Below are 25,711 nucleotides of genomic sequence, written 5' to 3' on the forward strand. Positions count from 1 at the left end.
AATAATAAACCTCAATAGTCAATATAAAAATAAACATTACTACTCTAATAATTAAGCTCAACTGCCTTGAAAGCCATCAGTAGACTTCTTGCACTACCTCCCAAGCCACAACTGTCATTCAGTAGAAACGAAAAAACTTACTTGACACCCTTCGCCAGCCCCATTATCATGGTACTGAAGGTATTCATTTATCTTCAATCTGTGCAGATTAAATGACAACAGTATTACGTAATTGGCGTCTTATTTTTAATTTTTTGCACTATGCACACTTTACTTCTTCACAACATTTCTGGGTTTTTACCTATATAAGCTGAAACGCGCTTATAAAGCGTTTAAGACAGTATAGTACGCCAATTTGCAGGATTAGAGAGTGACAACTAGCTAATACGGGATATCTTTTGCCTTTTTTTTGCTTAGTAAATTTCTTAAACATTTAAACTAAGGTGAGTTGCATTTAAAAGCAGCTAAATTGCAGTGTTTAAGACTTAAAAAACGCCAATACTGAAAATAGACAATGACTAGGGCTTCTTTTGCCTTTTTTTTGCTTGGTAAATTTCTTAATATTTATGGCAACATGAACTGGACAGGAAGGTGTCATTCCAGTGCTTGACACTGGAATCCAGTTTTCCATATAATCTCATCGAAAATGTTGTAACCACTTTCTGTGCTAGTTTGCTTGCTTACAAGCAAACTTTTCTGGATCTCAGTGTCTGGGCACTGGGATGACAGGGGAGGGAGGCTACTTGGATGACACCATTCTTTTTCCTGGATCCAAGTAGTCAGGGCACTGGGATGACAGGAGAAGGTACTAGGATGACACCCTGACCTCGTCGTCCCGCTACGTGTTAGCGGAATCTAGAGATACCGTGACGGTATGACGTAAAGCTCGCATTAGCTATACTTTTATGCTCACCAACTTAGCTGGATCCAAGTAGTCAAGCTACTTGGATCTGCAAATTGCAATGTTCGTACAGCTGCGTGCTTGACACTGGGATTTAGTGCAGCTACCCTAAACTGGAAGCTCATCTTGCTATTTTTGGCTGAAAGAAACATATTTTTAGAATAATGAAAACAATCAGCACTTTAATTCAAGAAGGATCGGAGTTATTATCGTCACATAAAGTTGAATCACCACATTTAGATTGTGAAATCATCATGCAGCACGTACTTGGAGTGGAAAGATCATTTATAATTGTGAACCATGCTGATCAAGTGCCGATGGAGAAAGAACTTTTATTTTGGAAATTAACAAAAAAAAGAGCGGAAAGATATCCAATATCGCAAATAATAGGTAATCGTGAATTCTGGAGTAAAAATTTTATAGTTAACCAGCATGTTTTAGATCCAAGGCCAGATAGTGAAACAATAATCCTAGCAGTGTTAAAATATTACCCAAACAAAAAACAGAAACTAAAAATTGCAGATTTTGGTACAGGCACAGGTTGTTTATTGATATCCGTACTTAGTGAGTATGAATATGCTGTTGGCGTCGGTTTTGAAAAAAGCTTGGAAGCATATAAAGTTGCCTATCAGAACACAAAAAAACATGATCTTCTCAGCAGAGCCAAAATATTTCCAAGTTCGTGGACAGAGTGCAGAGGTTCATTCGATCTTATAATCAGTAATCCTCCATATATTAAAAGAAGCAAATTGAAAGACTTGCAAGCTGAAGTGCAAAAGGAACCAAGAATTGCCCTTGATGGTGGTATTGATGGTTTGAGCTGTTACTTGAGCATTTTTCCAATATTGAGAAAGTGCCTTAAAAAAAATGGGTTTGCGATATTGGAGATAGGTGAAGATCAAAGCAATATTGACAAAATAATCCCCTCATACGAATTAGCTTTTCAGGAATATGTATATGACTTAGCGGGAATGAAGAGATGCATTGTTGTGAAAAGAACATAGCTAATGTTTTTTTGCCTTCATCCCATATTATCCTATATCATCCCAGTACCCTCTACCTAGTCATCCAAGTAGCGTGACTACTTGGATCTATATTTAACTAGATCCTATGGTCAAGCCATAGGACGACAGGAACGGTTTTATGCATTTTTTAAAGGGCAACATGTTTAAGCTTTGCTGGCAAAATGGAAAGTAAGACCAGCCTCTATACCGTGTGTGTGAAATAGTTGATTACCTATATTTATTTCCTCAGTTACTTTGCTACCTGAGCTAGGATTAAGCTTCTTTTTTTTATCATTATTAGGGTCGTCTACCACTTGTCCTAACCTTTTTGCTGTAAGCTTAATATCGCTACCAATAGCACCAAAACCTCTATATCCGATATGCATATTTACATCTTCGTTTATGCGATAGTCAAAGCCAGCTTTTAATTGACCTGCGGGTCTTATTGACGGTTTTTCAAACATCGTCATTCTTGTTGCACCGATCCCAATACCAACGTAAGGAGAAAAAGAGAAACGGTCACTTTTCCAATGATGATAAACATTTGCCATTACAGATATGTTCTCAATTTGGTCATGACTAACTGCAGCACTATAGAGATAAGTTTCTTTATCAGGATCCTCACCAGTCTCCTTTAGGTATGAAACAGTTATTTGGCTACTTGTTAAACCAATATTATCCACTTTTACAGAAGAATACATCCCTTCCAATTCAGCCCTATAGCTGTTGTTACCCAATTCCCCTGTGTAACCAAATGCCACATTTGCAGCAAAAGGTGGATTATAATCTCCTTTATACTCACTTAGTGACTGACCTTCTGTGTTCTGAGCACCCCTGTCATTTATAGACAAATTTTTGATACCTGTAGTGCTTGTTTTTAGTACGCTTGTGTTATTTAAATATTGACCGTAATACCCACTACCAAAGTAAAACCCTTCTGTTTCACTTGCAAAAGATTGTTGTGACAACAATAAAGCAAATGCTGTAACCGCTAATGTTTTTTTACTAATCATTACTACTCCCCTAGTTAAAATAGCTAAGCTAATACTAATTAATTAAAAATGGCTTAATATGAAAAACCTAATTATTTGCATAACTTGCACTTTTCTGAGCTAAAAATAGGCAAAGTTAACCTTACTTCTCGTCATTTTTTAATTTATCCTCATCTTCAAATTCATCCTCCTCTTCTTCGTCATCAAACCCATCATCGCTCCTATCCTCATCTTCCTCGTCATCATCTTCAAACTTATCGTCGATATCTTCATCATCAATATCTTCGTCTGCAAATTCATCTGATTCATCATATACTGCATCTTCGGTTTTAGTTTCAGCAGGATAATCAACTGAATTAGGTCCCTCAAGAACATTATTCCCCTCGTTATTAACCTTATCTTTGCTCGCAGCGGCAGAAAGAACTTTGTTTGGGTCATATGGTTCTTGTGTAGGCACACGAGTTTGTTTGAGCAGCCTTCTTGTGAAGGTGGTATCACTGTAGTACAAAATTTTCTTTGATTTAATTGGGTAAGTCGACTCTATTAAAATTATCTGATCGTCACGTGGCAACATAATAACTTCTTGAGGCAATAGCAATGCTCTCTGTATTTCAGAGATATGTAATGACCTTGAAGCAGGATTTAAATCTAAAAATTTAGGCTTATTCAACGATTCTTGTTGTACAGTTTTGTTTCCTATAAGTTGCGATATTAAATTAGCTGTTTCAATATTATTGGCTGCAAAAGTTATTCTGTAAGTCGAGTTTGACAAAAAGGAGTTCATCCCTGCTTCTTCGTATATTCCTTTGAGCTGCTCAGTATCTTGAACAATTAAGAATAACCTAACTCGATAACCACGAAAATATGCAATACCTGTTTGAAATTGCTCCATTTTTCCAAGTGTAGGAAACTCATCCATTAAAAACAATACGCCATAAGGCTCGTCATCCGATGGCAATTTTCTACATAAAAACTCAGTTGCCTGTTGGTAAAAAACCTGCATTAAAGGCCTGAGCCTAGTCAAGTTGTCAGGAGTTAAACCAACATAAACTGTAATTTTCTTCTTTTTAAAATCTAGAATATTAAAATCACTTGACGCAGTTGCAGTATCAATCAATGGGTTTACCCACAATTCAAGTGATGAGTTCATGGTTGATACAACACCTGACCTTTCTTTATCAGCTTTTTGTAAAAAAGCTGCAATATTCATATATGCTACAGGGTGTAGTATTTTACCCATTGTATCAAGAGCAACAGCAAGATTATAAACCACGTCATCACTACGCATCGTACGCACAACTTCACCAAAAGATTTAACTTTCTCTGGTGCAGCAAGTAAGTATAATACCACTCCAACAAATAAGCTTCTTGCTTCATTCTGCCAAAAGTCTTGTTCAGGCATGATTAGGTTAGCTATTTTCTGCACATCGTCAACCATCTGCCCAGGTTTTTCACTAATCCATTGTAATGGATTGTAACAGTGACTTATTCCATCTGGCTGCGCTGGATTCCATACGTATACTTTTTGTCCTTGTCGTTCTCGCCAACCACTTGTTATTTCATAGTTTTCTAATTTTATGTCGTGTACAATTACCGAGTCAGTCCAAAATAATAAATTAGGAATTACAAAGCCAACACCCTTACCAGAACCTGTAGGTGCAAATAACAATGCATGCTGAAACCTATCAGAAATGAAGTATCCTCTTTTATCTTTACCAAGCAATAATCCCTTTTTGCTTCTTAATCCTGCTTTTCGTATGTCTTTCTCTGATGCCCACTGCGAATCTCCATGAAGTGATTCCTTCTTTTTAAATGGTCGCCACTCAATTATCCTTTCTCTTAAATTCCATAAGATAATCATTAAAACAATGATAGGCAGTGCAGAAGATATAATTAATGTGATTTTGAGCTCAAGGCTATATAACTCTGGATGATGCCAACAATATTGTATATGATCAAAAATCGTTGGCCAAAGAGCTTGAGGGAAAGGCGTCAAACTAGGATTAATTGCCTTAAAATCCACAGCATCCGGACCATCAGCAAACAGAACAAACAATATACCAGATAGATAGAAGCAAAACTCAAGTACGCTAAAAGCTACTACACCTCCTATGAGAATATTACGTAGGTGATTTCTATTACTCATAAACTACTCTTCCTTAACTTATATATAAATTTAAGCATTTTCGCTCGCAGATCTAGTAAATAATATCTCAGAAATGCTTCTTTTGCCCCCACCGGTTCTTTTTAGCTGAATAACAATATCAATCACATTTCTAATGTATGGTATAATTTGGTCTGGAGGAATGCCAAGGTTTGCTTGCATAACCATCAGTTTTATTTGCTCAAGGGCCATTGTTGGACTATCCGCATGAAGGGTTGATATTGATCCAGGGTGACCAGTATTTATCGCCCTAAGAAAACTAAAAGCTTCCGCTCCACGGAGCTCACCAACTATTATTCTGTCTGGCCTTAAACGTAAGCACGCTTCTATCAAATCTTGAGTGGTTACTTTTGCTCTGCCCTGCCCTCCTTTAGAGGCAATTAGATGGACTTTATTGGGATGATCGTTCAAAACGATTTCCCTTGCATCCTCAACAGTAATAATTCTTTCCTCATCTGGAATAGCACGCAAAGTAGCATTAGTAAAAGTAGTCTTACCAGTGGAAGTTCCACCACTAATTATAATATTTTTCTTACTTATTACAGCGTATTCTAAAAACTCTTTTATTTTTTTTTGCCTTAACAATAAATCCAAATGACGGTCAACTGGATTATCAGTTGCTTCTGTAACAGTTTCAGAAAAAGCCCCCATTTTTTCGTAATCATCGAGTGCTAACTGCATGCTAGAAGGCTTACGAATCGACATGACTACTTTATCAGGTTCACATGCTGGCGGAAATACTACCTGTATACGATAACCATTTGGTAATGTTGCCGAAAGTAACGGCGCTTCTTCGCTAAGTTTTTGTTCTGTAGCTTGAGCAATCAGTCTGCCAAGAGATTTCAAATGGTTAAGATCGAATACTTCTAATTTTTCACACCTTATTTCACCGCGATTTTCAATCCATACTTCCTTTGGCTTATTTATTGATATTTCATTTACGCCTTCTTCTTGAAATATGCCTTGTAATGGCTCCAAATATGTATCAAGTGCAGCATAGTTCATTTCATTGATTTAATATTGCCTGTGGAGGAAATACTATATCTTGGTTAACAAATACTTTCAATGCAGTGCCTTGATCAACATAAATAGTTGGTTTTTTATCTGTATATCTGCCCACTACATCCCGCATATCTTTAGAAAAATCCTCGATTGATTTCCCGATTGCTTCATCATAAACAGACTTGCTTTTTCTTTGAATTTGTTCTAACAGTTGATTTACAATTTCCAGGCTTATATTTACCTCGTCTTCTTCAATTTCTAGTGCTTTTGCTATTTCCTCTTTCATTATTTTTAGTAAATCTTGTCTGCTTTTGGCACTCCGAATTCTTCCGATAGCCCCAAGGCCTAATTTCCATTTGTCACTAGATATCTTCTTTTCTGGGTCAATAATGAGTTGGAGAGAAGAAAAATCTATTTCGGTTGCAGTGATAGACTTTACTGCATCTCTGACAGTTAGCGCATCAACAAGATTAGAAGCCTTTTGCCCTATAACAGCAGAACCAATCGAAACACCAGCAAGTGTCACCGCAGAGAATAACGCACTTACTATTTTGCTATCAACTATTCCTGCTATTCCTGCTCTACCAAGCTCGTCAGTACTAAGTGATGAGATTGCAATATCTATTCCATGTGGCAGAATCACTCTATTCCAGTTTATATTTACACGAGATTTAGCAACATTCGAGTCAAATGAATAACTGCCTATCAATCTTGAGCCTTTAGGTATTAAAACTGTATCACCAGTTTCTGCATAAACATCTCTACTCACCATAGCACGCAGCATTCCTTGCAGATCAGAGTTTATTGCAGTTTCAAGAACAGCATCAATAATTTTACCTTGAGTAATCATTAAACCAAGCTTTCCTACTCTGGTAGCTTTGCTCGATTGTGCTGAAGTGTCGGATAAAATAGCATCAGCAGCCTTGTTCTCTCCACTACCACCTGAAATTGTCAACATCTGTGCACTACGTCTGTCTCTAGGATAACCACCACCCCCTATTGTAGGAAACGAGGTAGGTAAATTGCCCATAACATTACTAGAAGGAAAATTTTGCTTTGGCAAAATAGGTATATTTGACACAGGAGTTTCTTTTGGTTTCTCTTCTTCTTTTTTCATCACTTCTTCTTTTCTAATTTGTTTTATTTCTGGTATGATTAGTGGTGTAGGAAGAGGAGGTAAGGGTGGTAAGGGATCAGTTATTATTCTTTCAGGAACCATTACATTATCTGGAACTTGTTCCAACTTTCCTTTCAATTCTTGAACGTTTTGCTTTGTTTCCTCTTTTTTAATAACTTCTGAACCCTCTTTAGGAGAAGGACTAAAATAGAGATAATACACTCCACCAGCCAGAAGCACTAAAATAATGACCATCAATGCCCTATGACCTTGATTAGAGCCAACTGTTACTACCTTATTCTCTATTTCTGATTCATCTTCTGAATTGTTACGCCTTTCTTTATTCATATTGCATGTACCACAGCTAAAGTGACCTATTTATAATTTCAACTTCACCATCTTCATAACGCATAAATAGCTTTTTATGTACTCCTTTTATTATAACATAATCATCAAATAACAGCCTTTTACAAGGTTTATCCTCCCCTTCTACAAAAACCTGAGGTATTTTATTATTATTTCTAAATTTTAAATAGGTTAAATAACCATCATCAAATAACTCGATCGGAACTATATCCGCATTACCACCTTCATCAATATATGTATAATTGTACTTCGTATCATTTTCTTGTATTATTTTTTCTAGCTTGTCTGTAGTATATTGCATTTGAGTAGGTAAAGAAACCTCATCTAAATCAACATCAAATTCACCTTCTTCTTGAGGATAATAAAAACGTACTACGTAAGATATATCCTTTTCAGCAGAATAATCGTGATCTACTTTCTTAGCATCAGTATCCGGGTATTTATCGTAGTTTGGCCTTGAGATTAAATCAAAAATGTAATTTCTTTTTTTAGTTGTCGTAATAATCATGTTAGTGCGACTACTAACTTCAAATGGCATGATAAGCAATTTATTGTCATAAGGATTAATTTTCCAACTTGATGCATCACCAACAGCGATATTTTTAACTTTTTCTCCTTCCGCAAATTCAATATAAGAATAGTAACCCTGACTAAAAACCACCGTAAATACTTCATTAGGGCTATACACAAAAGTCTTTATTCTACTATCTATAGAAATAGGCTCATTATAATTAATGGATGCGTTTAAATTGCCACTTACAAGTAAAGCTAAAACTAATAATATCCTATACATATTCATCATCTACTCTATATGAAATAACTTGAAATCCTAATGGGTTAATATATCTTTGCTGATCATCCATTTCAAGCGATGCATATCTATATGACATAATAACTATCTTATTTTTTCTCGTAGAACTTCCATCTTTCCGTGTAAATTCCACAAAAAATCTCACCTGAAGAGCATCGTTACCCAACTTTTGAATTGAGCGAATTTTAAATTCACTTTTGGTATCTGAATATAAATTAAAAAGATCATCCATATTCTGCGATCCTACATAATTTCTAAATTCATTATACACATCAGGTGAGGAAAACAACCTCACCTTTGTATAATAGTTATAATTATAATGATATGGATCAAAAACCTCCCTTGCTTTTATATACTCTGAAATAAAATAATCGTTTAGCGCTTCATCTGCAGAATACTGTTTTACTGTGACAGGATCAACCAATTGCACTATTCCTGATTTCTTGTCAATTTCTATAACAAATGGCTCAATAGTGCTACTTGTGCTAATTTTAAATATGACTAATATGCTGATAGAGATCGTTGCTAATAATATTAATGCAAATAAAAGTAGAATATTCCTTTGAGCAATAACTGTGCTGTAGCGGTTTGAATTCCAATTTATATCCTTATCTAAGGATTCAGTATTTTTTTCTCGCTTAAAAAATCTTAGCATTTTAGTATTCCTAAAAATCTTAACTTATGTTAATAAACATAGCAAATTAACAAAGTAGTTACAGCAAAAAAGCTAAAAAACTCTTAATCTATGGCCTAATTTACCAAACTTTGTCTCCATATATGAATCGTTATATTTATTACGTTCCACAATAAGTGGTAGACACTTTGTAACTCCTATACCACTACTTTCCAATTCTGACAATTTCCTATCATTGTTTGTAAGTAATTGGATTTTGTTAATGTTCAATTTCTTAAGCATTTTAGCTGCAACAGCAAAACTCCTTTCATCATCTTCAAAACCCAATATTCTATTTGCATCAACAGTATCAAGATTATGTCCTCTTTGCATACTGTACGCTCTTAACTTATTAGTTAAACCAATGCCTCTTCCATCTTGCATCAAATACAATATAATACCACTTCCAGAGTCAGCTATCATTTGAATTGCTTGATGTAACTGACTTCTGCAATCGCATGACAAGCTATCTAACAAGTCACCCGTATAGCACGAAGAATGAATTCTCACTAATGGTTCGTCATCTTTATCTGGATTGCCAATGATAATTGCATGATGTTCTCTTCCACCACTTTCGGTTCTATAAGATATGATATTTACTTCTTGAGTCTGTTTTAAAAATAATGATGTTTTGCACACTTCATATACATCCTGATTTTCTTGAAAATTATTTATGAATGACGTGTCCAGTGCAATAACGTCATTTTTCTCGCACCAATTTCGCATTTCATGGTTATTCTCAAAAGTCATATCAGCCACTAACGCGTATGGCAATAATTCTGAGAACTTAAGCAAGGCAATAGCACATTCATCTATTGTCTTTGAGCATTGCAACTCTTTTATGCAATCTTCCTTTGAACAGTTTATTAAATAGAGCAGTTCATCAAAATTATTCACCAACAGACGTTTGCTGTTATGTTCTTTATTCTGAGATATGTATTTTACCTTACTTGAAGTTAAAGTAACATATACATTACTTGATGTAAGCTTGTATTGATTAAATAAATCTCTTTCTAAAGCCTCAGCAGCAGCAAACAATAGGTAATTACTTTCATCATATATTACAATTGGCCGACCGCGCCTGATTTCGCTGATAGCTCTTTCTACCTTATTGCTACTCTGATTTCCTATAAACATTTTTACCCATATTAAACAGCGATAAAAACTGGTGCGGCCGAGAAGACTTGAACTTCCAAGGCCTTATGAGCCACAGCGACCTCAACGCTGCGTGTCTACCAATTCCACCACGGCCGCACTATATTCTAGTTTTTATATAATTATTTTAAATTACTTAATCATTTTAGAATTTTTCATCTAGAGTGTCAATCTGATACTAGAATAATTTAGAAATTGTTTGTATAATTTGATTATGAATTTTGTGATTATAAGTTTTAATCATTTAAGATAACCTTACTACTAATTTTTAACTTAGGTTTTTATACAAATGAATATAGCTAATATCTTTATTTTTTTAGCTCTCTCTCTTATAACTAGCTTTCATTTCGTCCATGCACAAATATTATACACATGGTCTCAAGTTATCCCAGAAAATAAACTAAGCATACGCGCAATTACGGACAATGACATGTGTCCCATTGTTTATGTTGATGGCGAGGAAACAGAAATGCTGAATCGCAGCTCAATTAACAATGGTGGTCATAACGAAACAGTTTGTGAACTGACAGTACAAACAAGTGCCAAAAACATTAGTATTGAGGATCTACGGGTTCCTATATTACCAAAAAAGGTTAATAAAATTGCTTTCATTGGTGACACGGGCTGTAGAATAAATATGTTATTTCAGCAGGAATGTAATTCGGTAGATAGCTGGCCTTTAAAAAAAAATTTAGATTCAATCGCCCTTCATAAACCAGATTTAATTATCCATGTTGGTGATTATCATTATAGACAAACAAAATGTAGAAATACAAAAAAGTGTGGCGATATTTATGGATATAATAAAGAAGTTTGGTACGCTGATTGGTTTGAGCCTGCAAAGGATATTTTATCACAATCCCCTTTCCTTTTTGTTCGTGGAAACCATGAGAGTTGTGATAGAGCTTATGAAGGATGGTTCAGGTATCTAGATTCATACCCCTTTTCGTCTGAAAAATGTGGAAACTTCGTTTCTAGTTGGTCCTTAGATGCTGGACCGATGAAATTTTTTATCTTCGACTCTTCATCCGGTGAGGATATTTTTACAACCCAAAGCACAATTGATGCTTTTGAGAGGCAATTTGATAAATTGATACAAAATAGTTCTGACAAGCCCATGTGGTTTTTAACTCATAAACCGCTTTGGAGATCTCCAAAAAAAGAATTTTTGACATTAAAAAGCCATGGTAATCTTACACAAATCGAAGCTTTTGGAGATAAATTTCCAAGCAATGTTACTACCATAGTTTCTGGCCACATTCATATAGCCCAGATTTTATTAATGGATAATGTTCCAGACCAAATTATAGTTGGAAACGGTGGTGCATCATTACACGCTCAAGATCAAGAATCTGTTTATCAAAATGTAGAATTTGACTATTCAAATGGTAAAAACTACTTAGCACACGAGGTTAGAAACTTTTTTGGCTTTGGCTTTGCAATACTAAATTTAGATGATCACGAATTTACCTTCTATAATCAACACAATAAGGAAATGTATTCTGCGAAGCTAACAGAAGATTTTAAACTTAAACGGATTAAAACTATAGTCGATTCATTTTAGGATTTGTTATTAGCTATTTTAAAAACGCTACTTAAACATTTTTTTTAATCGATTGATTTCATCAGCAAATTTTGAGTCGGTCTTTATAAAATTTTCTACTTGTTTTACTGCATGTATAACAGTAGCATGGTCTCTGCCACCAAAGTTTCTCCCAATATCTGGTAGGCTTTTTTGCGTAAATTTTTTGGCAAAATACATAGCTATTTGTCTTGGCCTTGCAAGACTGCGAAGCCTTCTATTGGATTGCATATCTGCAACCTTTATATTGAAAAATTCAGCTACTTTCTTTTGTATTTCTTCTATTGTGACTGACCTATGATTTGACCTAAGAAGATCGATTAGGGTTTCACTAGCTGATTCTACCGTCATACTTCTTCCAATTAATGAGGTATGGGTAACCTTATTTAATGCTCCTTCTAATTCTCTTATATTAGATTTTATGTTCCTTGCTAAAAACTCTAGGACATCTTTCGGAACATACATATTCATCTGCTCCACTTTTGCCTGCAATATACCAAGTCTTAATTCAAAAGTTGTTTCATTAATATCTGCCACCAACCCCCAACCGAGTCGTGATTTTATTCTTTCTTCCACTCCATCAAGATCACTAGGAGACCTATCAGCTGATATAACCAATTGTTTATTTTGGTCTATCAATGCATTGAAAGTGTGAAAAAATTCTTCTTGTGTACTATCTTTACCACTGATAAATTGCACATCATCTACCATCAATACATCTACTGATCTAAATTGCTCTTTAAATAACATAATATCTTTGCTTCGCAGCGCTGTAATATATTGGTACATGAATTTCTCTGCTGATAAATACACCACTTTTCTTTTTGCTGATGGGGAATTGACTATGTGCCAAGCTATAGCATGCATTAGATGTGTTTTACCAAGTCCCACTCCACCATATAGAAACAAAGGATTGCTGCCTAATATTGGATCTATAGATTCTGCCACACGCTTTGCCGCCGTAAATGCTAATTCATTTGGCTTTCCCACTACAAAATTATCAAAGGTGAACCTTGGATCTAGCGGCGAACCAAGATTATGATTACTTTCCTCTCTGTTTTTTAGTATAACATTAAAATTTGAATTCCTCTCCTCAATTACTTGAATATCAATAGAACGTATACTTTTATCTTCGCTTTGCCATAATGATAATATTTTTTTCATGTAATGAACTGTAATCCACTCTTTTATAAACCTTGTTGACACGGATAAAAGAACTTCCCCATTTCTGCTACTGACAAATTTTAGTGAACTCAGCCAGCTATTATATGTTGCTTCTCCATAAAGATTATAAAGACAATTTTGGATTTTTTCCCAAGTAACATTGTGATCCGTTACTGTAATAATCTGATCAAAAAACATAGTAGAAACCTTAGGGCTAGTTAAGTTCATATACCACACCAAGAAAAAAGCAATAATTAGAAAAATATAAGATAATCAATAGCTTACTGCAAAATGAAAAGCTAATACTACTTAATACATACTAAAAATTATGGTGATTTTTTGATGGGTTGTAAAGGGTATAAAAACATTAAAATTGATCATTTTTATTTCAAAAAAATGAAAAATTTGTAAATGTCGCTTGTATCGAGGATTAGAAGCATGCTATTAAAAACAGTAATACATTATGTATAAATAAGATGTTAAATTTACTGGCAAATAAGTAAAGTATTCATATAAATATAGCTAACCTAATATAGATTTACTGAAGCAAATTTATGATTATATTAAGTAATTTGAGTTGTTATGCTGTATTCGGTATTGAACTAGAGTTTTACATTGAAGGAATAGAAAAAGAATACTTATTTCTGAATAGCATCAAAAATAAAATAGCATCTCTTGAATTTTCTTGCGAGAAGGAGAATTCTACACATCAGTATGAGATAAAAAGTGGTTGTTATACGAACTCCTACAATTTAATTAAGCATTTTGAGTTAGCAAAACAATCACTTACTGAAACAGCACAAAAACTAGGTGGGAATGTTTCTTTTAAAGCAAAGCCTTATTTGGATAGAGCAGGCAGTGCATTAAATGTGCATGTTAATCTCGTGAATTCAAATAACGGTAACTTATTTTATATCAATGAGCAAAAGTACAGTGACTATCTGATTCATAGTATTGGTGGATTATGTGCAATGATGAAAAAACATATGTTGTTTTTTGCTCCAAATGATGATTCATATTTAAGATTTCAGTATCCGGATATTCACACTCCAACTACGATTAGTTGGGGAGTAAATAACAGAACTGCTGCGATAAGAATTCCCTATTTTGGCAACGATTCCAAAAGATGCCGCCTAGAGCACCGTGTTCCTGGAACAGATTGTAACCTTGAAAAAGTACTCACAGCAATAATTGAAGGTATAGTTTTTGGTATAGAGAACAAAATTGCTCCGCCAAATAGAGTGTATGGCATTGCATCTGATCCTCAATATAAGATGGAGAGTTTGATATAGCAACTACCTGTTAAACCCTAACCCATTAAACTCCTTGAGGTAATTGGCCATTCTAGCACTTTCCTCACATCATTATTTACATTCCCATACTGTAATAGCAAGTCTGCAGCAGATAGTTTCTGCGTACTTTTAGATGATCCAAGCCCTATATTGGTAAGGTTGCTCGGTGGCTGCTCAGGAAGTGGATTACCAGATACATCCATGTGTTCAGGGAGAGATTTTATCTGATTCTTTATAGAGCTAGAGTTATTTTGTGCAGGATTTCTATCATCTGACATGTCAAGAATAATTTTCTCAGGTACTACCATAGTTTTTGTATAATCAGCAGAATGACTGCCTTCAGTGTTCTTAAATTCATCAAGAATTGGTTCGCCAAACGCATTTATAGGGCCACCAAGTGATCCTTTCTCCATGCGCTCTTCTGCTCTTTTCCTTATTATTTCTTCTGCTAGCTCAGTTTCAGTTCTTTTTGGTTCTTTTACGGTACCTTTTTCTTCACCTTCATCTCCTGAAACACCAGTAATTTCAGCAGCCTGTTCTTTTTTAGTTCTTATTTTATGAATCAGCGAAAGTAATAAGTAAGTAACTGCAGCAGCAGAAACGATAATGGCTATCTTTGCGGCAATGTGGATTGCTGTTAAAAATATTAAAGCTGATAAAGCTCCAGCTAATCCAGACACAATAACTTTATTTTTGCCTTTTGTTATATTGAGAATTGCCACCATAATAACCTCTCAAATACTGCTCTAGAATTATTATACAGAAATTTTCTTATACTTGCAATTTTGCAAAAATTTTAATTATTTGCGTAAAGTTTTAAAGCTACACAAGGATTAATTAATATGCAATGTATCTCGACTATAATATTGTACAAACGCACATATTCAGCTAACATTCAACATGCAGAGCTTACTCATAGAGCGAAACAGGGCGGTGGTATTATTACTTATAGTAATTTTTATCTTCGGTTCATACGTTTATGTAAAAATGCCAAGGGAAAGCAATCCTGGTATACAGATTCCTATAATCAGCGTGTTTGTTGGACTTCCTGGGATTTCTGCTCAAGATAGTGAAAAGCTATTAGTGCTTCCTATAGAAAATGAACTAAGATCCATCGAAGGTGTAAGAGAATTGAGAGCTTTTGCAACTAATGATGGTGCTCACATGATACTCGAATTTGGAACAGAGTATGATAATAAAGAAGTGCTCGATAATGTCCGTTCAAAGCTTTCAAACATAAAATCGAAGTTACCTGTTGAAGCGGAATCTCCGATAATCAATGAAATAAACTTGAGCTTATTTCCGATACTCAATGTCGGCTTAATTGGTAATTTGCCAGAAAGAGCCTTAACTGAAATAGCACGCAAGCTAAAGAAAGAAATAGAATCTCTGCCAAATGTTCTCAAAGTTGAAGTGGCAGGTATGCGTAAAGAAACAGTGGAAGTGATAGTTGAGCCCACAGTTCTAACAAAATATAACATTCAATCAAACGAAATATTCCAAGCTATATCAAGCAATAACAGACTAGTGGGAGCTGGGTCACTGGAAAATGATACCGGTAAATATTCGATTAAAATATCAGGGTTATTAAAAGATATAGAAGATATTATGAATATTCCTATTAGATCTCAAGGCGATGCAGTTTTGAGAATCAAAGATATAGCAAAAGTATACCCTAGGTTTGAGGATCACCAAGGATTTGCTCGCATTAATGGATTACCTAGTGTCGTGCTAGGAATTTCAAAACGTAACGGAAAAAACATAATAGACACAGTAAATCAAGTAAAATACTTAATGGATAAGGCAAAAGATCAATTACCTGAAAATTTAAAAGTGGTGTACTTAAACGACCAGTCAAAAAACGTCCGCGATGTGCTTGATGACTTGGAAAACGGCATAATATTTGCTGTGTTGTTAATATTGATCATAATGATGCTTTCTATGGGAACAAGGATTGCTATTCTTGTGGCACTCTCGATACCCGGTTCCTTTCTCATTGGGATAATAGCTCTTTACTTTATGGGTATAACCTTAAATATCGTTGTGCTCTTCAGTTTAATTATGGCTGTTGGCATGCTGGTTGATGATGCAATTGTGATCAGCGAATATGCCGATGGAAAGATGATCTGCGGAATGGACAAAGTAGAAGCTTTTTACACTTCAGTTCGTGATATGTTTTATCCGGTTCTATCATCAACGTTAACTAAATTAGCAGTGTTTTTTCCTCTATTATTCTGGCCTGATACTGTTGGTAAATTCATGCAGTACATACCAATTACAATAATCCTAACTTTGACTGGATCGCTCATTATGGCTTTGGTTTTTATACCAACACTTGGTGCAATATTTGGTAAGCCTTCGATAACTTCAAAAAAAGAAATAAAAAAAATGAGTGCTATAGAAAGTGGTGAAATAAAAAATGCTGGGCCTATAATAAGAGCTTACGTACGCATGCTAGAGAAGGTTTTGGATCATCCTAAAAAATTCGTATGTGCTACTGTATTCGTTTTGTTTTCATTTAGTGTGCTGTACTTTACTTTTGGTCCTGGAGTAAAGTTTTTTCCGAAAGTGGATTCAGATAATATTTTAATCAGTGTTAAAGCAAAAGAAAGCTTATCAGCCAAAGAACGAGATCTGATACTCAAAGAAGTGGAAGAACGCATTTTGAGCATTGAAAAAGAAATTCATGTTTCTTATGCTAGATCAGGAGCATTTTCAGACAACGTTATCGCCAGAATACAACTAGAACTTATGGATTGGCGCTTCAGGCGCAAAGCTAAGCACATACTAAATGATATAAGGAGCAGTGTGCAAGACATGAAAGGAATAATAATTAATGTTCAAGAGGAAAAGCCAGGACCGTCGGCTGACAAGCCAATACAAATTAACCTCAGCGGGAGTGTATCCAGTTTGAATTTAGCAGCAGAGAAAATTCTAGAAATTATGAACCAACCTTCATCCGGGTTTATAAATATTCAAGATAGCAGATCAGCACCTGAAATAGAGTGGAATATGAGTGTTGATAAGAGTAAGGCTACAAGCTCTGAAGTAAGTGTTGCAACCATTGGCGATTTTATAAAGATGGTTACAAATGGAGTATTGATTGGAAAATATAGACCAAATAACACGGATGAAGAAATCGATATTGTACTCCGTTTCCCCAGAAAGGACCGCAATATGAAGACTATAGACAATCTTTTTATCAATGCAGTTAATGGCCCGTATCCTATGAGCAACATAGTAAAATATGCTCCCGAAAAAAAGGTAAACAAACTAAACAGGATTGATGGATTACGCACAGTGACAATCTCTGCTGACGTTGATACTGGCTATCTTGTTGATGAAAGAGTAAAGTTCATTCAGAATTCTATTGCCCAGGATTGGGACAAGGGAGTAAAAATTGATTTTAAAGGCGACAAAGAAGATCAACAAAAATCAGGAGCATTTTTGTTAAAGGCTTTTATATTAGCGATTACACTAATGATATTGGTATTAGTGACACAGTTTAATAATGTATACCATACATTTATCGTAATGACAGCAGTGTTTTTATCCACAACATGTGTGTTTTTTGTTTTCTTTCTTATCCAACAAGTTTTCGTAGTTGTTATGTGTGGAGTGGGGATAATTGCTTTGGCAGGAATTATAGTGAATAATAACATACTATTGCTTGATGCCTTTCATCATCAAATTAAGGTACACAAAAATGACATCAAGCGATGTGTAATAAACGCTGCAATTTCTCGCGTTAGGCCAATATTGCTTACCGTTGCAACCACAGTTCTTGGTTTAATACCGATGATTACCAGGTTAAATATCAATTTTTTTACGCTACAAATCACATATGATGCTCCATCAAGCCAGTGGTGGGTTGACATTTCAACAACCATAGCAAGTGGAATATTGGCTGCAACGGTTTTAACTTTATTCTTTACTCCTGCGTTGCTTGTTATACAAAAACATGAAAAAACTTGACTTAAATTAGCAATCATTTAACATTTAAGATAGTGTTCTTTGCCCGTTGGAGCTATAATTATAACTAATTACATTGGATTTATTTATTATGATTGCTAATCGTAAAAGCAGTGTTAAGCAGAAAAGTAACAAGAATAACATAGTTGGAAGCCTTGATGTAATAAAAACAGCAGGAGAGCTTTCACTTCAAAAAGGTTTAGATTTTGATGTTGTAATAAAGGCACTAGAAAGTGCTATAGAAGCAGTGGCTCATCAAAAATATGGTAGCAAAAGTAAAATTGTAGTTGATATAGATAGAAACACAGGCAAAGTTACTTCATATAGAAAACTAAAAGTTATTGATGATGAATCAAATGAAAAAGAGAATACTGAGTGTGAATCAATTACGCTTACACAAGCTAAATTAATAAAAGGAGATGCAAAAGTTGGAGATACTGTTAGTGAATTGCTCTCTCTTAACACTGATCTTGCTTCAGCAAGAATTGCCCAGCAAAAGATTGCTCAAGTAATTAAAGATGAAGAGTCAAAAAAGCAATATGAGGAGTTTAAAGATAAAGTGGGAGAAATAAGGTATGGTATTGTTAAACAAGTAGAATATTCAGATCTTATTATAGACATAAATGGCACTAGGGCATATCTTCCATTGCGAAATTTAACTGGTGGTGAATCATTTCGTGAAGGTGATAAGGTTAAAGCTTACATACAGACTGTTAAGCGCTCTGATGATGGACGTCAAATTATTCTTTCTAGGACTCATGAAGGCTTTTTGGAGGCATTATTAAATCAAGAAATACCAGAAATTGCTGACGGATTAGTGACAATTAAAGGTATAGCTAGAGATGCTGGTTCAAGGTCTAAGGTTGCCGTTTTCTCTCCCGACAAGAACATTGATCCAGTAGGTGCTTGTGTTGGAGTTAAGGGAGATAGAATAAAAACTATTATACACGAATTAAATGGTGAAAAAATTGACGTTATAAATTACTCCTCAGATTTGGGTCAATTCGTTATTAAAGCCATTACTCCTGCAGAAGTATCGAAGGTTATTATTGATGAAAATGAAAATTGCATAGAGTTAATAGTTGCTGAAGATCAATTGAGTTTAGCGATAGGAAAAAAGGGCCAGAATGTAAGATTAGCTTCAGAGCTTGTTGGATGGAAAATTGAGATATTAAGCACTCAGCAAGAATCAGAAAGGCGAAGTAAAGAACTTAGTCAATGTTCAGCTTTATTTGCTGAAGCTTTAAACTTAGAAGAGATTATGGGTCAGCTATTGGTAACAGAAGGTTTTTCAAGTGTAGAAGACATATCTAGCGCTTCAATTAAAGAGCTTGCTTCAATAGAGGGCTTTAATGAAGATATTGCAAACGAACTTCACAATAGAGCAAATAAGTACCTGAAAGCAGAAAATGATAGAAAAATAGAAGAGCTAAAAAGTTTAGGTATGGAGGATGATGTAATCAATTTAACTTTATCAATAGACAATAAAATTGCTCTTAGTAAGCATGATATTAAGACTTTAGAGGACATAGCAGATTTATCAAGTTATGAGTTTTGCAGCATACTCTCTTCCTCATCCGATAGCAAAGAAGATCTAAAAGATACAGTAGATTCAATAATCATAGAAGCACGTAAAAAGCTTGGATTAATATAATAAAATAATATGAATAATGAAGATATCAGTGATAAAAAATTAACGCTCCAAGGTTTAAGCAAGCTTAAATTAGACCTCAATTTAAACTCTTCAGCTAGCCCAAGTACTGGAGCTACAGTAGTAAAAAAAAGAAGAAAAAAATCTCATGATGCAGAAGAACATAATTTATTTGACGAGAGTAAATTATGTTCTTTAACAGAGAAAGAACAAATTTTTCGCATTAATGCTGTGCAGAATGCTGCTTTGCTGAAAGAAAGAAATCAGAGAGAAGAAAAAGAGAAAACAGCAAAAGAAGACAGCAATAAAGAGATTGACGAGAAAAATGAAGCGGACGCTTTATCTAAGGAAATAAATAAGCAAGTTTTAAGTAATACCCACTTAGTTGAACCAAAAGAAGATAGTATTGACCATGAGGACAACGATAAAAAGTCTTTTAAAGTCAACAAAGATATATATTCTAAGCATTCTAAACTGGTAATTGCACAGGCAATAGATGAAAAAACTGAACAACCCCCTGTATTTAAGCAAAGGTTTGGTATAAGAGGTAGAAAGTCAAAGTTTACTAAGGGTAAAAATATATCAAGAGAAGTTATTATACCAGACAAAATAACTATCAGGGAGTTATCTATTCGCATGGCAGAAGATAGCAAGAGTGTGCTAAAAATGTTCAAAGAAGAAGTCGGTGAGAGTTATAGAGTAGATGATCTGGTGGATCCAGATATAGCATGTGAAATAGTGGAAAAATTTAATCATACGGCTAAACGAGTGAGCGATACCAACAGAGAAAAAGATTTATTTTTTATAGAAGGCAGAGAAAGCCTGCCTAAAAAACCTAAACCACCAATCGTCACTTTTATGGGACACGTCGATCATGGTAAAACCTCATTGCTCGATGCATTTCGTGAATCTAATGTTGCAGAAAGAGAGTCAGGTGGCATAACTCAACACATAGGTGCTTATCAAATAACGACAAAAGATAAGCAAAAAATTACCTTTATTGATACACCAGGACATGAAGCGTTCACTGCGATGCGTGCACGTGGTGCCAATATTACTAATATAGTTGTAATAGTAGTTGCAGCTGACGATGGAATCATGAAACAAACAGTTGAAGCAATAAATCATGCAAAAGCAGCAAATGTTTCCATTATAGTTGCTATTAATAAAATTGATAAATCTGAGCCTGGTGATGTAGAAAAAATAATTAATAGTTTGCCTCAATATGATCTCATCCCTGAAGGGCTTGGTGGTGATGTTATGATTATGCCAGTATCAGCAAAAAAGAAAACTAATTTAGATAAACTAGAAGAGGCGATTTTGTTAATCGCTGAATTAATGAAGCTAGAAGCAATAGAAGATTGTCGAGCACTTGGATGGGTAATAGAATCCAAAATAGATAAAGCAAAAGGAATATCAGCCACATTGATAATTGAGGAAGGAACGTTAAAGGTTGGTGATATATTGGTAGTTGGTACAACATACAGCAAAGTACGTAGTATGGTTAATCACCTCGGTCAAAGAGAAAAAGCAGCACTACCCTCCGCTCCAATTGAAATTACTGGTCTAAATGGTGTACCAAATGCTGGAGATAAATTTGTTGTTGTAAATTCTGAAAAGCAGGCGCGTGAAATTGTTGAATACAGGTTAGAGTTAATCAAGAAAAAGAAAGAAGATTTGGGCGACAATAATTTAGATATATTCAGTCGTAATAACAGCGAAACAGAAGAACTATCTGTAGTTTTAAAGTGCGATGTAACTGGTTCTATTGAAGCAATATCAAGTTCAATTGATAAACTCGGTAAAGACCAAGTGAAATTAAATATCCTACACAAAGCAGTAGGAGGGATAACAGATTCAGATGTGCTGCTTGCAGAAGCATCAAGTGCAGTAATTTTAGCTTTTAATGTAAAAGTGGACTCAAAAATAAGGGACTTGGCAAAACAAAAAGGTATAGAAATACATACTTATAACATAATATACGAGCTCATTGACGACATGAGAATGTATTTAACTAAAATGTTAAAGCCTGTTACACGAGAGGTTTGTGTTGGCTTTGCATCTGTGAGGCAAATATTTAACGTATCTAAAGCTGGTAATATCATTGGATGTTACGTAAGTGATGGAGTCATAAGAAAAGATTCTTTAATTAAGGTAATGCGTGGTGGCAAATTGGTGCATGAAGGAAAGTTAAAAGCACTACGTAGATTTAAAGATGATGTTAAAGAAGTAGGTGTAAACTTTGAATGCGGAGTATCACTAGAGGGTAATGTCGATATTAAAGTTGGAGATATTTTGAAAGCTTATCAATTAGTGCAAGAAGAAAGGGTGTTATAGTAGCTGGATATGAAAAAGGAAATTAGAAACCTAAAGATAGCATCGGTATTGCATAGAGCAATATCAAGAGTTCTAATGGAAGGTAAGGTGTTCAATAAAAATGTAGCGGTATCTGACGTAAAATTAAGTAAAGATTTGAAAAAAGCAGATGTATATATTGTGTTATCTTCATTGAATATTCAAGTAGCTGACTACTTAGATCCAGAAAAAAGACGCACTGGAGATCCTTCTGAGAATAATTGTGATATTAACACTGTTGTTAATGAAATGAACCAGTCTGCATGGTCAATACGTAAATCTATATTGTGTTATGTTGATTTGCGATTTATACCTGAGTTAGTTTTCAAGCCTGATTTAGCGTTCGATAATTTTGTTAATGTAAGCAAAATATTACATAATCACACTTAATTAATGTATTTCAACCATTACTTTTCATTAATGAGGTTGCACAGTTTAACAGGTTTGTGGCTTGTGCTATTTCCCAGTTTGAGCGGTATTCTTTTAGCCTCAACTTCTCTATCGTATCAGGTTCTTTTTCTCCTTGTTTTGTTTACTATAGGTGCATTTTTAATGAGACCCGCAGGGTGCATAATCAATGATATCTTCGATAGAAAAATAGATGCGCACGTTGAACGAACAAAATATAGGCCACTTGCAAGTGGTGCATTAAACATAAAGCAGGCTTTAGCTTTACTTTCACTGTTACTGTCTATTGCCCTGGTAATCTTATTATTAACTAATAAAACTACACTCATACTTGGAATAATCTCAATGTGTATGATAGCTACTTACCCTTTATTAAAGCGGTATGTTTGGTGGCCACAATTGTTCTTAGGGTTTACCTTCAATATGGGATCGCTCATGGGCTCAGCAGCAATAACAAACCAGATCAGTATAGAATCCTTGCTGTTTTATATAGGATGCGTCTTTTGGACACTTAGCTATGACACCATATACGCCCATCAAGATAAAAAAGATGATGAAAAACTCGGGATGAAATCTACCGCATTATATTTTGGTGATACAACAAAATCTTGGTTGAAAAGATTTTATTTAATATCTCTTATGACGTGGCTATATGCTGGTATCTTATCATCATTAAATAACATTTTTTATATTGCTCTACTTGCTGTAGGGTTCATATTTCACCGCCAATACAAAAATTTCAATCCTGACGATCCCAGTCAATGCATGTCCATATTTAAAAATAATTCCTACGTAGGGTTGCTTCTCTTTTTTGGCATCCTTTTAGATAGAATTATCACCTAGGTCTCAAGAGTTTTGGCTCTAATGAAGTCAATAAACTCAGGTACTCGCAGAAACGAAAATTGCTTGACAAACTCCGCCAGCCCTCTTATCATGAAACTGAAGCTATTGTATTTGCTTTCGCCAATCTGCAGATTAAAAGGTAAGGATTACTTAATGTATCGGCGTCTTATGTTCAATTTTTTGCAGTATATAGATACTGTATGTCTTTACAAAACTTCATCTACATCTAGATTTTTATCTAAATAAGCTGAACGCGCTTATAAAGCGTTACAAGACATCAAAAAATGCCAATACTCGACAGAGATAGTAAAAGACTAGCTAACTCGGGGATTCTTTGTCTTTTTTTCTGCTTAGTAAATTTCTTAAACATTTGCAGCGTAAGTTAGTTGCAATTAAAAGCGGCTGAATCTCGCTTGTCAAGCGTTTAAAACATAAAAAACGCCAATATTTTAAAGCGGATAATAACCCCAGGGCTTCTTTTGCCTTTTTTTTCATTTGGTAAATTTCTTAATATTTACAGCTAAACAACAACCGTCATCCCTAAGTATCCCGCTGCTTGTTAGCGGCTGAGATACCGCGAATGAATCGCGGTATGACGGTTCGCGGCAGGATGACGATAAGCTCGTCATCCCACTACTTGTTAGCGGCTAAGAGATACCGCGGCGGTATAGCTATAGGATGACAAAAAAAGGGCACTGTGACGAACTTAAATCACAATTATCAGTTAATGCGGCATTATAAAAAACGCCAAACTTTTTTCTGCTTTTATGCAAGAAGTCTAGTCCATATATTCCTCCCACTTCTCCGCGACTTTCCTTACTATTTCCTCACTCATCTCAATTTTCTTTCCCCACTCTCGTTTGGTTTCAGGCGGGATTTTATTTGTCGCATCAAATCCCATCTTACCTCCAAGTCCACTTTCAGGGGAAGCAAAGTCTAAATAATCAATAGGTGCATTTTCTATCATGATTGTATCACGCACAGGGTCCATCCTTGTTGACATTGCCCACATCACTTCCTTCCAATCACGTACATTTATATCATCATCAACAACGATAATAAACTTCGTGTATAAAAATTGCTTTAGAAAGGAAAGTATGCCCATAACAATTCTTTTTGCCTGCCCTGGATAGGATTTTTTTATCGACACTACCGCTATTCTATATGAGCAACCTTCCGGTGGCAGATAAAAGTCCACTATCTCTGGAAATTGATTGATAAGAATGGGCACAAAAATTTCGTTGAGTGCTTCACCAAGAATCGATGGTTCATCAGGTGGCTTGCCAGTGAAAGTGCTGAGATAAATTGGATTTTTGCGCATAGTAATTGCAGTAATATTAAATTCAGGAAATTGCTCAACAGAATTATAGTAGCCAGTGTGGTCTCCGTATGGCCCTTCGTCTTGATAGCTATCCAAACTCACATAGCCTTCCAGAACGATTTCTGCGTGAGCTGGCACTTGAAGTGGAATAGTCTTACAATTTACAAGCTCAAGCGGCTTCTTTCGCAGTAGTCCAGCAAATTGGTATTCTGACAATGTTTCTGGCACTGGAGTTACCGCAGCAATAATCGTTGCAGGATCACTACCGATCACAGCAGCAGCAGGAAATTTCATATCTCTGCCTTCTTCCTTCCAACGCTTATGGTGAGTTGCGCCACCTCTTTGTGCAAGCCAACGCATTAGTGTTGTTTTTTTATCTATAACCTGCATACGATATATTCCAAGATTAAAATTATCTTGCTTTTCTTTCGTGGGTCCTTTTGTTACCACAATCGGCCAGGTGATAAGTGGTGCAGGTTCATTTGGCCAGCATGTTTGAATGGGCAGTAGACTTAGGTCCACTTCATCTCCGGTTAGCACTACCTCTTGACATGGAGCCTTGCTCACGACTTTACTTCGCATCGATAACACGACTTTCAACAAAGGAAACATTTTTATAGCATCCTTAAAGTTTTTTGGCGGCTCAGGTGATTGCAAAAATGCTAAAAGTTTACCAAGATCTCTTAGTTCATCAGGATTTATGTTCAACCCCAATGCAATCCTCTTAATAGTACCAAATAAATTCACCAAAACTGGAATCGAATTTTTGCCATTTTCTGTGATAACATTTTCAAAAATGATCGCTGGCCCTTTGCTTGACAAAACTCTGCGATGAATTTCTGTCATTTCAAGAACTGTTGAAACTTCCTCCTTAATCCTAATCAGATCTTTTTTTTCTTCTAAGGCTTTGATGAAGTCGCGTAAGTTGTTGTACATAT

The 25,711-nt window shown here is 35.2% G+C and carries 18 protein-coding genes, 1 tRNA gene and 1 pseudogene; 8 read left to right on the forward strand and 12 right to left on the reverse strand.

What is annotated here, in order from left to right; all coding sequences use genetic code 11:
- Nucleotides 1–478 precede the first annotated feature (478 nt).
- Nucleotides 479–631 carry a hypothetical protein gene (locus R0F62_RS00755; RefSeq protein ID WP_007549315.1) on the reverse strand — a complete coding sequence of 51 codons (153 nt, stop codon included), beginning with the start codon at nucleotides 629–631 and terminating at the stop codon, nucleotides 479–481.
- A gap of 434 nt (nucleotides 632–1,065) precedes the next feature.
- Between R0F62_RS00755 and prmC the strand changes: the two genes are divergently transcribed.
- Entirely contained in the window at nucleotides 1,066–1,905 is an 840-nt protein-coding gene (gene prmC / locus R0F62_RS00760; protein ID WP_010962305.1) for a peptide chain release factor N(5)-glutamine methyltransferase, read from the forward strand.
- Between the two features lie 164 nt (nucleotides 1,906–2,069).
- Here prmC and R0F62_RS00765 read toward each other — a convergent pair whose 3' ends face one another.
- From R0F62_RS00765 to R0F62_RS00800, 8 genes are all read right to left on the reverse strand, one after another.
- Entirely contained in the window at nucleotides 2,070–2,918 is an 849-nt protein-coding gene (locus R0F62_RS00765; protein ID WP_010962304.1) for a P44/Msp2 family outer membrane protein, read from the reverse strand.
- Nucleotides 2,919–3,039: 121 nt separating this feature from the next.
- Nucleotides 3,040–5,043 carry a type IV secretory system conjugative DNA transfer family protein gene (locus R0F62_RS00770; RefSeq protein WP_095742602.1) on the reverse strand — a complete coding sequence of 668 codons (2,004 nt, stop codon included), beginning with the start codon at nucleotides 5,041–5,043 and terminating at the stop codon, nucleotides 3,040–3,042.
- A gap of 30 nt (nucleotides 5,044–5,073) precedes the next feature.
- Nucleotides 5,074–6,066 carry a P-type DNA transfer ATPase VirB11 gene (gene virB11 / locus R0F62_RS00775; protein ID WP_182309112.1) on the reverse strand — a complete coding sequence of 331 codons (993 nt, stop codon included), beginning with the start codon at nucleotides 6,064–6,066 and terminating at the stop codon, nucleotides 5,074–5,076.
- Between the two features lies 1 nt (nucleotide 6,067).
- A complete protein-coding gene (locus tag R0F62_RS00780) occupies nucleotides 6,068–7,528 on the reverse strand; it encodes a TrbI/VirB10 family protein (RefSeq protein WP_274979100.1) in 1,461 nt (486 codons plus the stop codon).
- A 16-nt stretch (nucleotides 7,529–7,544) separates the two neighbouring features.
- The gene (gene virB9, locus R0F62_RS00785) at nucleotides 7,545–8,345 is read right to left on the reverse strand and encodes a P-type conjugative transfer protein VirB9 (RefSeq protein ID WP_174515708.1); all 801 of its coding nucleotides are present in this window, start codon (nucleotides 8,343–8,345) and stop codon (nucleotides 7,545–7,547) included.
- Nucleotides 8,332–9,012 (reverse strand): VirB8 family type IV secretion system protein, encoded by a 681-nt coding sequence (locus tag R0F62_RS00790; protein WP_010082650.1) that lies wholly within the window; start codon nucleotides 9,010–9,012, stop codon nucleotides 8,332–8,334. Before R0F62_RS00790 ends, virB9 begins: the two co-directional genes overlap by 14 nt.
- A 72-nt stretch (nucleotides 9,013–9,084) precedes the next feature.
- Entirely contained in the window at nucleotides 9,085–10,167 is a 1,083-nt protein-coding gene (locus R0F62_RS00795) for a GTP cyclohydrolase II (RefSeq protein ID WP_010082649.1), read from the reverse strand.
- Between the two features lie 29 nt (nucleotides 10,168–10,196).
- Nucleotides 10,197–10,284, reverse strand: a tRNA-Leu gene (locus R0F62_RS00800).
- A 190-nt stretch (nucleotides 10,285–10,474) separates the two neighbouring features.
- On the opposite strand from R0F62_RS00800, the gene R0F62_RS00805 reads away from it, so the two are divergent.
- On the forward strand, nucleotides 10,475–11,749 hold the full coding sequence (locus R0F62_RS00805; protein ID WP_022626184.1) for a metallophosphoesterase: 1,275 nt from the start codon (nucleotides 10,475–10,477) through the stop codon (nucleotides 11,747–11,749).
- A gap of 27 nt (nucleotides 11,750–11,776) precedes the next feature.
- Here the strand turns inward: R0F62_RS00805 and dnaA are convergent, their stop codons facing one another.
- Nucleotides 11,777–13,159: a chromosomal replication initiator protein DnaA gene (gene dnaA, locus R0F62_RS00810; protein ID WP_010962298.1), complete on the reverse strand. Its 1,383-nt coding sequence runs from the start codon at nucleotides 13,157–13,159 to the stop codon at nucleotides 11,777–11,779.
- A gap of 326 nt (nucleotides 13,160–13,485) precedes the next feature.
- Between dnaA and R0F62_RS00815 the strand changes: the two genes are divergently transcribed.
- Nucleotides 13,486–14,223 (forward strand): type I glutamate--ammonia ligase, encoded by a 738-nt coding sequence (locus R0F62_RS00815; protein ID WP_010963182.1) that lies wholly within the window; start codon nucleotides 13,486–13,488, stop codon nucleotides 14,221–14,223.
- A 3-nt stretch (nucleotides 14,224–14,226) separates the two neighbouring features.
- Here the strand turns inward: R0F62_RS00815 and R0F62_RS00820 are convergent.
- Nucleotides 14,227–14,948: pseudogene (locus R0F62_RS00820) on the reverse strand (hypothetical protein).
- A 175-nt stretch (nucleotides 14,949–15,123) separates the two neighbouring features.
- On the opposite strand from R0F62_RS00820, the gene R0F62_RS00825 reads away from it, so the two are divergent.
- The 5 genes from R0F62_RS00825 (at nucleotide 15,124) to ubiA (ending at nucleotide 23,452) form a co-directional block, all read left to right on the forward strand.
- A complete protein-coding gene (locus R0F62_RS00825) occupies nucleotides 15,124–18,198 on the forward strand; it encodes an efflux RND transporter permease subunit (RefSeq protein WP_274979097.1) in 3,075 nt (1,024 codons plus the stop codon).
- Nucleotides 18,199–18,286: 88 nt separating this feature from the next.
- Nucleotides 18,287–19,849 (forward strand): transcription termination factor NusA, encoded by a 1,563-nt coding sequence (nusA, locus tag R0F62_RS00830; protein ID WP_070357032.1) that lies wholly within the window; start codon nucleotides 18,287–18,289, stop codon nucleotides 19,847–19,849.
- A 9-nt stretch (nucleotides 19,850–19,858) separates the two neighbouring features.
- A complete protein-coding gene (gene infB / locus R0F62_RS00835; protein ID WP_274979096.1) occupies nucleotides 19,859–22,183 on the forward strand; it encodes a translation initiation factor IF-2 in 2,325 nt (774 codons plus the stop codon).
- Between the two features lie 9 nt (nucleotides 22,184–22,192).
- A complete protein-coding gene (locus tag R0F62_RS00840; RefSeq protein ID WP_006279769.1) occupies nucleotides 22,193–22,591 on the forward strand; it encodes a ribosome-binding factor A in 399 nt (132 codons plus the stop codon).
- 3 nt (nucleotides 22,592–22,594) lie between these two features.
- On the forward strand, nucleotides 22,595–23,452 hold the full coding sequence (gene ubiA / locus R0F62_RS00845) for a 4-hydroxybenzoate octaprenyltransferase (RefSeq protein WP_010963177.1): 858 nt from the start codon (nucleotides 22,595–22,597) through the stop codon (nucleotides 23,450–23,452).
- 778 nt (nucleotides 23,453–24,230) lie between these two features.
- Here ubiA and R0F62_RS00850 read toward each other — a convergent pair.
- Nucleotides 24,231–25,709, reverse strand: coding sequence for a UbiD family decarboxylase (locus R0F62_RS00850; RefSeq protein ID WP_038198474.1), 1,479 nt, complete (start codon nucleotides 25,707–25,709; stop codon nucleotides 24,231–24,233).
- Between the last annotated feature and the right edge of the window lie 2 nt (nucleotides 25,710–25,711).

This window comes from Wolbachia endosymbiont of Drosophila aff. chauvacae BK-2020 (genome assembly GCF_032848195.1).
In the GTDB taxonomy this organism is placed as follows: domain Bacteria; phylum Pseudomonadota; class Alphaproteobacteria; order Rickettsiales; family Anaplasmataceae; genus Wolbachia; species Wolbachia pipientis.

What these genes read in the sequence shown, in the direction of transcription:
- R0F62_RS00755 (WP_007549315.1), bottom strand. Translation starts at nt 631, where the DNA reads ATGGAAAACTGGATTCCAGTGTCAAGCACTGGAATGACACCTTCCTGT.
- prmC (WP_010962305.1), top strand. Translation starts at nt 1,066, where the DNA reads ATGAAAACAATCAGCACTTTAATTCAAGAAGGATCGGAGTTATTATCG.
- R0F62_RS00765 (WP_010962304.1), bottom strand. Translation starts at nt 2,918, where the DNA reads ATGATTAGTAAAAAAACATTAGCGGTTACAGCATTTGCTTTATTGTTG.
- R0F62_RS00770 (WP_095742602.1), bottom strand. Translation starts at nt 5,043, where the DNA reads ATGAGTAATAGAAATCACCTACGTAATATTCTCATAGGAGGTGTAGTA.
- virB11 (WP_182309112.1), bottom strand. Translation starts at nt 6,066, where the DNA reads ATGAACTATGCTGCACTTGATACATATTTGGAGCCATTACAAGGCATA.
- R0F62_RS00780 (WP_274979100.1), bottom strand. Translation starts at nt 7,528, where the DNA reads ATGAATAAAGAAAGGCGTAACAATTCAGAAGATGAATCAGAAATAGAG.
- virB9 (WP_174515708.1), bottom strand. Translation starts at nt 8,345, where the DNA reads ATGAATATGTATAGGATATTATTAGTTTTAGCTTTACTTGTAAGTGGC.
- R0F62_RS00790 (WP_010082650.1), bottom strand. Translation starts at nt 9,012, where the DNA reads ATGCTAAGATTTTTTAAGCGAGAAAAAAATACTGAATCCTTAGATAAG.
- R0F62_RS00795 (WP_010082649.1), bottom strand. Translation starts at nt 10,167, where the DNA reads ATGTTTATAGGAAATCAGAGTAGCAATAAGGTAGAAAGAGCTATCAGC.
- R0F62_RS00805 (WP_022626184.1), top strand. Translation starts at nt 10,475, where the DNA reads ATGAATATAGCTAATATCTTTATTTTTTTAGCTCTCTCTCTTATAACT.
- dnaA (WP_010962298.1), bottom strand. Translation starts at nt 13,159, where the DNA reads ATGAACTTAACTAGCCCTAAGGTTTCTACTATGTTTTTTGATCAGATT.
- R0F62_RS00815 (WP_010963182.1), top strand. Translation starts at nt 13,486, where the DNA reads ATGATTATATTAAGTAATTTGAGTTGTTATGCTGTATTCGGTATTGAA.
- R0F62_RS00825 (WP_274979097.1), top strand. Translation starts at nt 15,124, where the DNA reads ATGCAGAGCTTACTCATAGAGCGAAACAGGGCGGTGGTATTATTACTT.
- nusA (WP_070357032.1), top strand. Translation starts at nt 18,287, where the DNA reads ATGATTGCTAATCGTAAAAGCAGTGTTAAGCAGAAAAGTAACAAGAAT.
- infB (WP_274979096.1), top strand. Translation starts at nt 19,859, where the DNA reads ATGAATAATGAAGATATCAGTGATAAAAAATTAACGCTCCAAGGTTTA.
- R0F62_RS00840 (WP_006279769.1), top strand. Translation starts at nt 22,193, where the DNA reads ATGAAAAAGGAAATTAGAAACCTAAAGATAGCATCGGTATTGCATAGA.
- ubiA (WP_010963177.1), top strand. Translation starts at nt 22,595, where the DNA reads ATGTATTTCAACCATTACTTTTCATTAATGAGGTTGCACAGTTTAACA.
- R0F62_RS00850 (WP_038198474.1), bottom strand. Translation starts at nt 25,709, where the DNA reads ATGTACAACAACTTACGCGACTTCATCAAAGCCTTAGAAGAAAAAAAA.